Source organism: Ancylobacter pratisalsi (genome assembly GCF_010669125.1).
GTDB lineage: Bacteria > Pseudomonadota > Alphaproteobacteria > Rhizobiales > Xanthobacteraceae > Ancylobacter > Ancylobacter pratisalsi.
Window position 1 is genome coordinate 3,964,592 of sequence record NZ_CP048630.1, and the last position, 12,740, is coordinate 3,977,331.

The 12,740-nt window shown below is 63.6% G+C and carries 11 protein-coding genes; 4 read left to right on the forward strand and 7 right to left on the reverse strand.

Going from position 1 to position 12,740, the window contains the following annotated elements:
* Positions 1–15: 15 nt before the first annotated feature.
* Together G3A50_RS18530 and G3A50_RS18535 are read left to right on the forward strand one after the other, a co-directional pair.
* Positions 16–825: an amino acid ABC transporter ATP-binding protein gene (locus G3A50_RS18530; RefSeq protein WP_163076621.1), complete on the forward strand. Its 810-nt coding sequence runs from the start codon at positions 16–18 to the stop codon at positions 823–825.
* Positions 826–953: 128 nt separating this feature from the next.
* The gene (locus G3A50_RS18535) at positions 954–1,805 is read left to right on the forward strand and encodes a transporter substrate-binding domain-containing protein (protein WP_163076622.1); all 852 of its coding nucleotides are present in this window, start codon (positions 954–956) and stop codon (positions 1,803–1,805) included.
* A gap of 85 nt (positions 1,806–1,890) precedes the next feature.
* Here G3A50_RS18535 and hutC read toward each other — a convergent pair whose 3' ends face one another.
* The 6 genes from hutC to G3A50_RS18565 all read right to left on the reverse strand — a co-directional run bounded on the left by hutC (position 1,891) and on the right by G3A50_RS18565 (position 8,844).
* Positions 1,891–2,634: a histidine utilization transcriptional repressor HutC gene (gene hutC, locus G3A50_RS18540; RefSeq protein ID WP_163076623.1), complete on the reverse strand. Its 744-nt coding sequence runs from the start codon at positions 2,632–2,634 to the stop codon at positions 1,891–1,893.
* Positions 2,635–2,811: 177 nt separating this feature from the next.
* Positions 2,812–4,128 carry a TRAP transporter large permease gene (locus tag G3A50_RS18545; protein WP_210255331.1) on the reverse strand — a complete coding sequence of 439 codons (1,317 nt, stop codon included), beginning with the start codon at positions 4,126–4,128 and terminating at the stop codon, positions 2,812–2,814.
* Positions 4,129–4,133: 5 nt separating this feature from the next.
* The gene (locus G3A50_RS18550; RefSeq protein WP_163076625.1) at positions 4,134–4,640 is read right to left on the reverse strand and encodes a TRAP transporter small permease subunit; all 507 of its coding nucleotides are present in this window, start codon (positions 4,638–4,640) and stop codon (positions 4,134–4,136) included.
* A gap of 156 nt (positions 4,641–4,796) precedes the next feature.
* Positions 4,797–5,801 carry a TRAP transporter substrate-binding protein gene (locus G3A50_RS18555; protein WP_163076626.1) on the reverse strand — a complete coding sequence of 335 codons (1,005 nt, stop codon included), beginning with the start codon at positions 5,799–5,801 and terminating at the stop codon, positions 4,797–4,799.
* Between the two features lie 117 nt (positions 5,802–5,918).
* Positions 5,919–7,454, reverse strand: a complete 1,536-nt coding sequence (locus tag G3A50_RS18560) for a malonate--CoA ligase (protein WP_163076627.1) — start codon at positions 7,452–7,454, stop codon at positions 5,919–5,921.
* Positions 7,455–7,473: 19 nt separating this feature from the next.
* Positions 7,474–8,844: a malonyl-CoA decarboxylase gene (locus G3A50_RS18565; protein ID WP_163076628.1), complete on the reverse strand. Its 1,371-nt coding sequence runs from the start codon at positions 8,842–8,844 to the stop codon at positions 7,474–7,476.
* A 223-nt stretch (positions 8,845–9,067) separates the two neighbouring features.
* On the opposite strand from G3A50_RS18565, the gene G3A50_RS18570 reads away from it, so the two are divergent.
* Complete coding sequence (locus G3A50_RS18570; protein ID WP_163076629.1) at positions 9,068–9,733, forward strand: GntR family transcriptional regulator; 666 nt, start codon at positions 9,068–9,070, stop codon at positions 9,731–9,733.
* A 173-nt stretch (positions 9,734–9,906) separates the two neighbouring features.
* Positions 9,907–11,529 (forward strand): ABC-F family ATP-binding cassette domain-containing protein, encoded by a 1,623-nt coding sequence (locus G3A50_RS18575; protein ID WP_163076630.1) that lies wholly within the window; start codon positions 9,907–9,909, stop codon positions 11,527–11,529.
* A 180-nt stretch (positions 11,530–11,709) separates the two neighbouring features.
* On the opposite strand, the gene G3A50_RS18580 is transcribed toward G3A50_RS18575, so the two are convergent.
* Positions 11,710–12,723, reverse strand: coding sequence for an ABC transporter substrate-binding protein (locus G3A50_RS18580; protein ID WP_163076631.1), 1,014 nt, complete (start codon positions 12,721–12,723; stop codon positions 11,710–11,712).
* Between the last annotated feature and the right edge of the window lie 17 nt (positions 12,724–12,740).

The window sequence follows — 12,740 nt, forward strand, 5'->3', positions numbered from 1 at the left end:
CGGGAGATGACGGATATGAGCAACCGGCCGATCATCGACGTGCGCGAGGTCTGGAAACGCTTCGGCAATGTGGAGGTGCTGAAGGGCATCGACCTGTCGATCAACAAGTCCGACGTGACCTGCATTATCGGACCGTCGGGTTCGGGCAAGAGCACCTTGCTGCGCTGCATCGCCTTCCTTGAGGAATACAGCGAGGGCGAGATCTATATCGAGGGCGAACTGCTCGGCTTCTCGCTGGAGGGCGGCAAGCGGCGGCGCGTTTCCGATGCCGAGGTGCAGCGCGTGCGCCGCAATGTCGGATTCGTGTTTCAGCAGTTCAATCTGTGGCCGCATATGACGGCGCAGGAGAACGTGGCGGCGCCGTTGAGGCTGGGCCGCGGCATCGGGCCGGCCGAGGCGGCGCAGCGTGCCGGCGCCATGCTGGAGAAAGTCGGCCTCTCCGCGCGGGCCAACGCCTATCCGAGCCAGCTTTCCGGTGGCCAGCAGCAGCGTGTCGGTATCGCCCGCGCGCTCGCCATGGAGCCGCATATCATGCTGTTCGACGAGCCGACCTCGGCGCTGGACCCCGAGCTTGTCGGCGAAGTGCTTCAGGTGATGCGCGACCTGGCAGCCGAAGGCATGACCATGGCGGTGGTGACACACGAGATGGGCTTCGCCGCGCAGGTGGCGGACACGGTGGTCTTCATCGACGAGGGAAAGATCGCAGTGAGCGGCTCGCCGGACCATGTGTTCCGCCGCGATCCCAATCCCCGGCTCCGGCAGTTCCTGCAAAACTATTTCGAGCGTAACGTATTCTGGCAATCGGAAGAGACGCCCTCGTCATGAGCGCCGGGCACGCACCGTAAGTGGTCATGTTGCGGCTCTCGACCTCTTATGTCTATACTTAATAGTCAAAGAAACACGGACGGCCGCTGCGTCACCCGTGACAATCCGTTGGGGAACAGGAGAGACCTATGCAGCTTCTCGATCGGCGCTCCGCCGTGATCCGCACCGTTCGGCTCGCCGCCCTGGGCGTGGCCGCTTCCATGACCTTCGCCGGGCTTGCCCACGCTGAGGATCTACTTGCCAAGGTTAAGGCCAAGGGCGAACTGACCGTCGGCACTGAGCTGCAGTTTGCGCCATTCGACTTCATCGAGGACGGCAAGCAGGCCGGCATGAACAAGGAGATCTTTGCCGAGATCGGTAAGGAACTCGGCGTGAAGATCACCTTCCTCGACCTGCCGTGGCCGAGCGTGCTTCCCGGCCTCGAGGCGGGCAAGTTCGACATGGTGGCCGGTCCTGCGACGATCACCAATGCCCGCATGGAACGCTACCGCTTCTCTTCGCCGATCGCGAACGCGACCGTCGCGATCCTGAAGAAGAAGGGCGACACCTCGATCACCAAGCCGGCAGATATTGCAGGCAAGAAGGTTGGTTCAGGCAAGGCGACCGCCCAGCTCGCGCAGCTTCAGGAGTTCGGCAAGACGCTGTCGCCGGAGCCGACGATCCAGGAATATGTCGACTTCAGCCAGTCCTATGCGGATCTGGGCGCTGGCCGCATCGTCGCGGTGGCGAACTCGCTCCCGAACATCGCCTTCCTCGCCAAGCAGAAGCCCGATGTGTTCGAGGTGGTCGAGCCGCCTTTCGGCAAGCCGGTCTATTTCGGCTTTATCGGCGCCAAGTCCGAGGACGCCAAGTCGCTGATGGATGCGGTGGACGCGGTCATCATCAAGATGAAGCATGACGGGCGTCTGGCCGCGCTGCAGAAGAAGTGGTTCGGCACCGAGATGTCGACGCCGGATACTGTCGAGAAGGCCAGCTTCTGACGCTGCTTCCCGGCACCGCGTGAGAATTTTGTTGGAGGCCGTCGCATCTTCGGGTGCGGCGGTCTTTTTCTTTTTCGGTGCTTGCTCAACCCTGCGGCGAGAAGCGGGCGATAAGATCGTAGAGATCGCCACGAAAGACCTGCCGGACGAAGGTGACGGTGGCGTTGTTGCGCCAGGTGCGCCGTTCCAGGGTCAGGCAGGCCGCTCCCTTCGGGATCGCGAGCGACTGCGCAACGCGCGCGGAAGCGTTCACCGCGCTGATGCGGTGCTCGGCCTCCGTCCAGGGAACATGACGCAGAAGCCAGGAGCCTGGCGTTTCGCTGGCGAAATCGACCTTCGCCGCTTCCGGCACGGTGTCGAGGCCGATAAGCCGTTCCTCCAGCGCGAAGGGCCGGCCGTTGGACAGGTGGCGGCAGGTGATGTCGAGTACTTCCGCGCCAGCGGCCAGCGCTGTTTCCAGCCGGTCGTGGGCGTTGGCGAGCCGGCGGTGGCAGGCGATCAGTTCGTATCCATAGGTCTCGCCGCGTGCCGCGATCTCGACGGGAATGTCCGGAATACGCAGCACGGCCGAATGAATGCGCGGCTGCGCCACGAATGAGCCGGCGCGCCGCCGTCGCTCGATGAGGCCCGCCGCGACCAAACCGGCGATGACCTTGTTGACGGTCATGCGGGCGCAGCCATACTGAGCCATCAACTCGTGCTCGAACGGGATACGATGGCCCGGCGGCCATTCGCCTGAGAGAATGCGCGCTTCCAGATCCGCGCGGATCCGTTGATTAAGCGTGACGCCGGCCGTGTTCGTGGGGCGGAGATCGGGGCGGGCTGTCACGGCGCGATGCTCCCTCTTCACTCAACGGAGGGGAGTATTCTAACCCACACGCCTCATATGTATAGACATTAATCTCCGTCGACCCGCTGCCGGCAATAAACGACGGTCGGGCGCGCGTGGCCAAGCCGACTTTGCGGCCGACGCGGGCACCGCATGAGGAGAGGCGCCCGCGCCGAGCTAATTGATCGGGCCCATGACCTGATCCGGCAGCCAGGTAACGATGCCGGGGAATATACTCAGGATCACGATACCCAGGAGCATCAGCAGCACATACGGCACGGCGCCGCTGAGCACCTGTCCCGACGGCACCTGCGGAGCTATCGCCTTGACCACGAACAGGTTGAGCCCCACCGGCGGCGTGATCAGTCCGATTTCCATGTTGATGGTGAGGACGACCGCGAACCAGTAGGGGTCGAAGCCGGACGAGACGATGATCGGATAGAGCAGGGGCGCCGACATCACGATGATGGCGACGGGTGGCAGGAACATGCCCGCCAGCAGCAGGAACAGGTTGATCACCCCCATCAGTACCCAGCGGTTCACGTCGAGCGCGGCAATCTCGGCGGCGATGGTCTGGGTGATGAAGAGCGAAGACAGCGCGAAGGCGAACAGCTCCGCCGAGGCCATGATCATCATGATCATGACGCTCTCGCGCAGGGTCGTCGAGAAGATGTCGAAGATCGGCTTGGGCCGGCTCAGCCGGTACATGACGATGACGACGCCGAGGGTGAGAAAGGCGCCCGCGCCCGCAGCCTCGGAGGGCGTCGCCACCCCGCCATAGAGCACGTAGAGCGTGCCTAGAATGATGACCAGAAAGGGGGCCACCTTAGGCAGGGCCGTGAGCTTCTGCACGAAGGTGAACCGGGAGCCCTGAACGTCGAAGCGAAAGCCCTTGCGCCGGCAGTCATAAACCGCCCAGCTCATGAACATCGTGGTGAGCATCAGGCCGGGCAGCACGCCGGCGAGAAATAGCCGGCCGATCGATGTCTCGGTCGCGATACCGTAGACGATCATTGTCACCGACGGTGGGATAAGGATGCCCAGCGTGCCGCCCGCGCAGATGGAGCCCGTCGCGACGCTGGCCGGATATCCCCGCTTGAGCATTTCGGGGATGCCCATCTTGCCGATGGCGGCGCAGGTTGCCGGGCTCGATCCGGTCATGCCGGCGAAGATGGCGCAGGCGCCTATATTCGACAGTACCAGACCTCCGGGGACGCGGCTCAGCCATCGGTCAAGCGCCTCGTACAGGTCGCGGCCGGCCGGGGTCGCGGCAACCGCCGCGCCCATCAGCACGAACATCGGGATCGACACATAGGCGAGGTTGGCGATCCCTGAGAACATGGTCTCGGCCAGCACATCGAACACGCCGATGCCGTTGGCGAACACCAGCCCACCAATGGCCGTGAGGCCAAGGGCGAAGGCGATGGGCATGCCGGTGGCCAACAGGAACAGCAGCAGCCCGATGATCAACATGCCCGAGGAGGTGGGAGACAGGGTCATCATGCCTCAACTCCCGCGGTGCGGGGGCCACGGACGCGGCGGATCAGCTCGGCAACATATTGCAGCGAGAGCAGCGCGAAACTGACGGGCAGGGGAAGCAGCGGAATCCACAAGGTGATCGCGGCCACGGACGAGGTGTGCCAGTCGTTCACATAGGCCTCATGGAAAAACATCGCGCTTGCGATCGTCATCAGCACGGCGAAGAGCAGTCCGAGCAGCGCGCCGAATATGCCGAGCCAGCGCTGCGCGGGCGGCGCGAACATCAATTCCACGACGTCGACCCCAACATGGCCGCGCGTGTGAAGCACATAGGGCGAGCCGAGGAACATCGCGGCAGTGGCAGCGAAGACCACGAAGTCCGTTTGCCAGATGGTGGGGGAACGGAACACATATCGCAGGAAGATCATCTCGCAGATCACCAGCATGGCGGCGACCAGCAGCAGGCCGGCAAAGATGGCACAGGCTTTGGAGATGAAGTCCACCGTTCGCAGGAACAGGTTTGTCATCTGGGCGCTTTCGTCCGTAGGGGTGGGCTGGTTCGCTGCGCTGGGGCGGTCCGGGCCGGTGCTTGCGTGACGGATCGGCGGCACGGGGCGGTCGGGCGTCGGCGGCGGATGGACCGTGCGCGCTCCCCATCGGCAGCGCGCACGGTCAGCGTGTGATCACTGAACGGCGAGCGCCTTCTTGATCAACTCGTCGCCGCCCTTCACCTTCTCGGAGAAGTTCTTGTAGGCGCTTTCCTGAGCGACCTTCAGCCAGGCGTCGTAATCGGCGCCCGACATCTCGACCACTTCGACGCCCGCACCCTTGAAGGTATCGATGAGCTTCTGGTCGGCCTTGCGCACTTCGACCGCGAACCAGGCCTGGGCCTTTTTGCCGGCGGCGAGAATGGCCTTCTGCTGGTCCGGGTTCAGGCGATCGAACACGCGCTTCGACATCAGCACCGGCTCATACATGAACCAGAGCGCGTTCTCGCCCGGTGCGGTCAGGCACTTCACCTGCTCGAACAGACGGTAGGAGACGAAGCTCGAAGACGACGTGTTGGTGGCATCGAGCACGCCGGTCTGCATGCCGGAATAGATTTCAGACGAGGGCATCGAGGAAATCGAGGCACCGGCCGCGGCTAGCATCTGCTCGAAGGCCGGTCCGGCGGCGCGCGTCACCTGACCCTTGATGCTCTCCGGATTGGTGATGCAGTTCTTCTTGGAGGCAAAGGCGCCGGAGAGCCACGCATCGGCGATGACGATAGCCCCCTGTTCCTCGATGATCTGCTTGATTTCCTTCATGAACGGCGAGTCGTTCATCCGGTCCGCGCGGTCGAAGTTGCGCACCAGCCCCGGCATCAGCGTGGCCGAAAACTGCGGCACGCGGCCGGAGGCATAGTCGAGCGGGAAGCTCGACATGTCGAGCTGCCCCTTTGTCAGGGCGCCCCACTGCTCGTTCGCCTTGAAGAGCGAGGAGCCGGGAAAGACCTGGATCTTGATCCCGACATTCGCCGCCTCTACGTCGCGGGCGATCATCTGCACCATCTCGTCGCGCGGGTCGCCCTTGCCACCGGGAAACTGGTGCGAGGCGCGCAGGGTGATGTCCTGGGCGAAAGTGGACGAGGCAAAGGCGAGAGCGCAGGTGAGTGTGAGCGCACGCGCAATGGAACGCGTTCCGGTCATGACTTTCCTCCTTTTTGGCCCGCTGTATGGCGGACTGCTGGCGTTTCCAATGTTATTTAGATGTCGCGGAAGTTGACCCACCGTCGACTTTTCCGCCCTTTCCCAGGCGGCGGTATCTTAGGCAATATTGCGGTAGATGTCCCGATAGGTGTCCCTCAGGATGTTCTTCTGCACCTTACCCATGGTATTGCGGGGAAGTTCATTCACAAAGAAGACCCGCTTGGGTTGCTTGAAGCGGGCAAGGCGACTTTCAAGGGCCTTCTGGATGCCCTGCTCGGAAAGATCGGCGCCCTTGGCCATCACCACCACGGCGGTCACGCCCTCGCCAAAATCGGGATGGGGAACACCGATGATCGCGCTTTCCACCACGCCGGGCAGGGCGTCGATCTCGCCTTCCACCTCCTTCGGATAGACGTTGAAGCCGCCGGTGATGACAAGATCCTTGCCGCGCCCAACAATGTGCACATAGTCGTTCGCGTCGATCTTCCCGAGGTCGCCCGTGACGAAGAATCCGTCATGGAACTCGCTCGCGGTCTTTTCCGGCATCCGCCAGTAGCCCTTGGTGACGTTCGGACCCTTCACCTCGATCATGCCAATCTCATCGGAGCCGAGCACCGTGCCTGATTCAGGATCGACGACCCGCACGCTGACCCCGGGCAGGGGTAAGCCAACGGTGCCGGCGATCCGCTCGCCCTCATAGGGATTGGACGTGTTCATGCCCGTCTCGGTCATGCCGTAACGCTCGAGAATGGCGTGGCCGGTCCGTTCGCGGAAGGCGCGGTGGGTTTCGGCCAGCAAGGGCGCCGAGCCAGAGGTGAACAGCCTCATATGCTGCGTCGCCTCGCGGGTGAGGCCCGGCTGGTCAAGAAGGCGGGTGTAGAAGGTGGGAACGCCCATCAGGCATGTCGCCTGCGGCATCAGCTCTATGGCTTCGCGGGCATCGAACTTGGTGCGGAACAGCATGGATGCGCCGGACATGAAAATGACGTTGGCGGCGACGAACAGTCCGTGCGTGTGGAACAGCGGCAGGGCGTGGATCAGCACGTCATTCGAGGTGAAGCGCCAGTAGTCCTTCAACGTCACAGCGTTGGAAAGCAGGTTGCGATGCGTGAGCATGGCTCCCTTGGCGCGCCCGGTGGTGCCTGACGTGTAAAGGATGCAGGCGAGTTCATCGGGCCCGCGCGCCACATCGGGGAACGTGGGCGACAACGCCGCTGCGGAAACCGTCAGCGATCCGACACCATCGTTTCCAAGGGTTTCGACGCAGGGAACGCCGATCTCGGTGGCGAGTGCGCGCGCCTCGGTCTCGATCTCGGGGCGGCAGACGAACAGCGCCGGCTCGGCGTCGGTCAGGAAGTATTTCACCTCGTTGAGTGTGTAGGCCGTGTTGAGGGGCAGGTAGACGGCGCCCGCCCGGATGGTGGCGAGATAAAGGGCAAGGCTCGGCCAGGACTTTTCCACCTGTACCGCCACGCGGTCCCCCGGTTTCACGCCGCGCGATACCAGCAGATGAGCAAGCCGGGCGGAGAGCGCGAAAGCGTCGCCATAGGTCTCGATGCTGCCGTCGGCGAGCCGGGCCAGCGGCGCGTCGAGAGAAGGGACGGCCGCGACGATGGCGGAAAACAGGTGGTTGTCAGACGCGGTTTTGGACATGGTGGTTCTCAGGCGGCTTTCAGGAGGCCGAAACGAGGGATCGGGAACTCGTATCGGCCTTGACCAGCTTTCGCACGGCCGGGCTCGATACCACTTCACCCTTGCCGGCAAAGGCTTCGTGATTCCGTTCGATATCGGAGAGGATGTAGCGATAGTTCACCATCAGGCCGGCGGCCTGGGCGATGCCCTTGGGCGACAGATCGCCCATGGGATTGATGCGCTCAAGGCGCGCGCCATTGCCGAGATGGAAACGGGCGACCGGATCGAGCGGCTTGTTCTTCGGGGTGCGGGCGGTAAGGAAATAATAGGCCGCGAGCGGGCTCAGCACCGCGGCAAGTTCCTGGCGAACCTCGGGCTTTTCGGTCCAGTCCGATGTGTCGAGTTTTTCCAGTGCCTTCCGGTCCGCGCCTGAGAGGGCGACGCTGTGCTCGGACGCGCGTTCGCCGTCCAGCCATTTGCGAAAGCCGGGAGCAGGCGACAGCGTGACGAAGGTGGTGAGGGATGGCAATTCGCGGGATATCTCCTCGACCACCTGCTTGATCAGCAGATTGCCGAAGGACACGCCGGCGAGGCCTTTCTGGCAGTTGGAGATGGAGTAGAAGACGGCGGTCTTCGCCTCTTGCGGCTTCAGGTGCCGGCGCGACTGGTCGAGGACCGGGGCGATGGCGCCCGGTGTATCCTTCGTCAGCGCGACTTCCACGAAGATCAGTGGTTCGTCGATCAGCGCGGGATGGAAGAAGGCGTAGCAGCGTCGGTCGGGGCTATCGACGCGCGCGCGCAGGTCGTTCCAGTCCTGAATGGCGTGCACCGCCTCGTAGCGGATGATCTTCTCCAGCACGTTGGCGGGCGTCGACCAGTCAATGCGCCGAAGGACGAGGAAGCCGCGATTGAACCAGGACGAGAACAGATGAGCGAAGTCGCGATCGACCACGGCGAGCTCGGCGTGCAGGGGGAGTACCTGCATCAGTTGCTCGCGCATGTGCACCAGTGAACGCGTGCCACCCGGCGCCAGATTGAAGCGGCGAAACAACTCCTGGCGGCGAGGTTCGCTGGCGACGTGAATCTCGGCCGCGTCGAGGGGCGAGCCGGTGCGCGCATAGGTCTGGATCGCTGCATCGAGGCGTGCGCGGTCCGGGCCAAAGTCGCGGGCGAGGGCCTCGAAAAAGGCAAGGCCTTCCGCAGGCTTCACACGGGTGTAACGGTCAAGAATGTCAGCCGCGAGGGCCACTCCCGAGGCTTCGCCCTGACCGGACAGAAGGGCCTCGCAGCGATCGATCAGCGTCTCCAGCCGCGTGGTGCCACTGCTGCGATTCGAACGCTCGAGCAGCGTGCGACCATGCTCCGCGATGGAGTTAAGCAAACCCGTGACGAACGATGTGTTCGAACCCATGGCATTTTCCCGCGCTGGGGCACCGCCCGCCGCTGTTCCATGTCCGGTTTTCCACGCCCAAGGTCGCGAAAGTCGCCATCAGGTGAGCTTCACGTGCCGGCTGGACGTTGGCGTATGTATCGAATGAAGAGCAATGCGCACGCGATGTCAACGATCTTGTATACATGAAGTTCGATCTTGCATCTTTGATCGAAACGCGGCTTTCTTCGGACAGAGGTGACCCGTGCGTGGTGAACAAACGCCCAGGCTTCGCGAAGCACTGGAAGAAGACATCGTCGTGGGACGGCTTCGGCCGGGACAGCGGCTTGACGAGGTTGGTCTCGCCGAGCGTTTCGGCGTGTCGCGGACGCCGATCCGGGAAGCGCTGATCCAGCTCGCGGCATCGGGCATGGTCGAGATGCGCCCTCGGCGTGGCACCTTCGTCACGCTGCTCGGACCGCGCGAATTGGTCGAGTCTTTCGAGTTGATGGCCGAAGTGGAGGCCTCCTGCGCCCGTCTCGCGGCCCAGCGCATGGGGCCTTCCGATCAGAAGGCGATTTCCGAGGCGCACGCTGCCTGTTGCCAGGCGGTGGCGGACGGTGATGAGGCGGCCTACTACCCCGCGAACGCGCTCTTTCACGCGGCAATCTATGCCGCGACCAATAATCGCGTGCTTCGCGCGGAGGCTCTGCGCCTTCAGCTCACCTTGCAGCCCTATCGTCGCCTGCAACTGAAGGTCCCTCGGCGGATAGATGCTTCGCTCGCCGAACATGAATCCATTCTTGAGGCCCTGCTCAAGGGCGATGGTGCGTCGGCATCCGAACGGATCCGTGCGCATGTGCTCGTGCAGGGCGAGCGCTTCATGTCGCTGCTCGCCGCGCTGCAGGCCGAGACCGAAGACGCGATCTGAGAGGCGCTGTTCGGTGGGGCCTGCCTCATTGTGCAGGTGACGAGAGCCCCCAAGGCGTGGCCCTGCGGGCACGGTTGCCGCAAACGCGGGTGCGCTGCGCGTGGCATGCCCTTCCCCCGGCCGGCCAAATGGCCTAAGCGCGCTGCAACATCATTTGAAGGTTGCGTGCACGCATGATCCGTCTCGATTCCATCGGCAAACAGAATGGCAAGCAGATCGTCTTCATCGAGGCGTCTGCGACCCTGCTGAAGGGGGAGAAGGTCGGCCTCGTCGGCCCCAATGGCGCGGGCAAGACGACGCTGTTCCGTCTGGTCACCGGTGAGGAGCAGCCCGATGAAGGGCAGGTCTCCGTCGATCGCGGCCTGACGATCGGCTATTTCAGCCAGGACGTGGGCGAGATGGCGGGTCAGACGGTGCTGGCCGAGGTGATGGACGGGGCTGGCCCGGTGAGCGCCATCGCCGCCGAACTGCGCGAACTGGAAGCCGCGATGGTCGACCCCGACCGCGCCGACGAGATGGACGCGGTCATCGAGCGCTACGGCGAGGTTCAGGCCCGCTTTGAGGAACTCGACGGCTATTCGCTCGAGGGCCGCGCGAGCGAGGTGCTGGCCGGTCTCGGCTTCAGCCAGGAAATGATCGAGGGTGACGTCGGCAAACTCTCCGGCGGATGGAAGATGCGCGTCGCGCTCGCACGCATCCTGCTGATGCGTCCGGACGTGATGCTGCTCGACGAGCCGTCCAACCATCTCGACATCGAAAGCCTCATCTGGCTGGAGGCGTTCCTGAAGAATTTCGACGGTGCGTTGATGATGACCTCGCACGATCGCGCATTCATGAACCGCATCGTCAACAAGGTGGTCGAAATCGACGCCGGCACGCTGACCTCCTATTCCGGCGACTACGAGTTCTACGCCCAGCAGCGCGCGCTGGCGGAGAAGCAGCAGCAGGCCCAGTTCGAGCGCCAGCAGGCGATGCTGGCCAAGGAGATCGCCTTCATCGAGCGTTTCAAGGCCCGTGCCTCCCATGCCGCGCAGGTGCAGAGCCGGGTCAAGAAGCTCGACAAGATCGAGCGCGTCGAGCCGCCGCGCCGCCGCCAGACCGTTGCGTTCGAGTTCCAGCCGGCCCCGCGTTCCGGGGAGGACGTTGTCAGCCTGAAGAACGTGCATAAGAGCTATGGCGCGCGGAGCATCTATGAGGGGCTGGACTTCCACGTGCGCCGGCGCGAGCGCTGGGCAGTGATGGGCGTTAATGGCGCCGGCAAGTCGACGTTGCTGAAGCTGGTGACGGGATCCACCGAGCCGGATATCGGGACGGTGGCGATCGGCGGCAGCGTGAAGATGGCCTATTTCGCCCAGCACGCCATGGAAGTGCTGGAGGGTGAGCGTACCGTGTTCCAGTCGCTGGAAGACGCGTTCCCCCAGGCCGCGCAGGGCTCCTTGCGTGCGCTTGCCGGCTGCTTCGGCTTCTCGGGCGATGATGTGGACAAGCGCTGCCGGGTGCTCTCAGGCGGCGAGAAAGCCCGTCTCGTGATGGCGAAGATGCTGTTCGATCCGCCGAACTTCCTCGTGCTCGACGAGCCGACCAACCATCTCGACATCGCCACCAAGGAGATGCTGATCGCGGCGCTGGCGAGTTACGAGGGCACGATGCTGTTCGTCAGCCATGATCGGCATTTTCTGGCCGCGCTGTCGAACCGCGTGCTGGAGCTGACGCCTGACGGCATTCATCAGTATGGCGGCGGCTATACGGAGTATGTCGCCCATACCGGCAGCGAGGCGCCCGGACTGCGCAGCTGAGGCGCAGCGAGCCTGGTGAAGAATGCCCTGCGGAAACGAAAACGGGCGGCGCTGGAAGCGCCGCCCGTTTCGTATTGTTCTGAAGCCTGACGTGGTCTTGCCCGTTCAGCACGGGCACAATGCCGGTGACAGGTCAGGAAGGGGCGGTGAACCCTTGAGCTTCTTCCGCCCGTTGCAGTCTCACTGACCCTTCGCCTTCGCGAGGAACGAACCGTCGAAGGTCTTCGACAGGTCGATGCTGGCGGCATCGAACTTCGGGTCCGTAGTGGTGAGCAGGTTGAGGGCGATCTTCATGCTGGCTTCGTCGATGTTGCCGTCGGTCGAATAGGCCTGGCGGGTCGCGTTGAACGCCTTGATGTAGAGGTTCTTGTCACCGAGCCAATAGGCCTCCGGCACCGTCGCGGCGACCTCTTCCGGCGTTGCCTTCTCCAGCCACTTGAGCGTGCGGTAGAAGGCATTGGTGAGCGCCTGCACGGTGTTCGGGTTATCCTTGATGAAGCTCTCCTTGAAGTAGAGCACGGCCGCCGGGTTCATGCCGCCGAACACCTGTTCGGTGCCTTCGGTGGTGCGGGTGTCGACCAGGATCTTCAGCTCGCCCATGTCCTCCAGCTTGGAGATGACGGGGTCGAGATGCGAGATGGCGTCGATCTCGCCATTCTGCATTGCGGCCACCGCGGAGGCGCCACCGCCCACGCCGATGAAGGAGGCCTCGTCCGGGTTGAGCCCCGCCTTCTGCATCAGGTACTGCACCAGGATGTAGGTGGACGAGCCCGGAGCCGTCACGCCGATCTTGGCGCCCTTCAGGTCGGCGACGGACTTGATCTTGTCCGCCTCGGCGGTGCGCACGCCGACGACGATGCCGGGATAGCGCCCGAGGTCGATGACCGCACGTACGTCCTGCTTCTTCTGCTGCATGCGGATGGTGTGCTCATAGGCACCGGTCACGCCGTCGACCGAGCCGCCGATAAGCGCCTGGAGCGACTTGGAGCCGCCGCCGAAATCGTTGATCTCGACATTCAGCCCTTCATCCTTAAAGTAGCCGAGCCGCTCCGCCAGCGTCAGGGGGAGATAGTAGAGCAGGGGCTTTCCGCCAACGCCCAGGGTGACGTTCGGCTTCTCGATTTCGCCCGCCTGCGCGGCGCCGAGCGCGGGGATGAGAAGGCTCGCTGCAAGCAGCAATGTGCGTATTTTCATTGTCTTTCCTCCCGTTT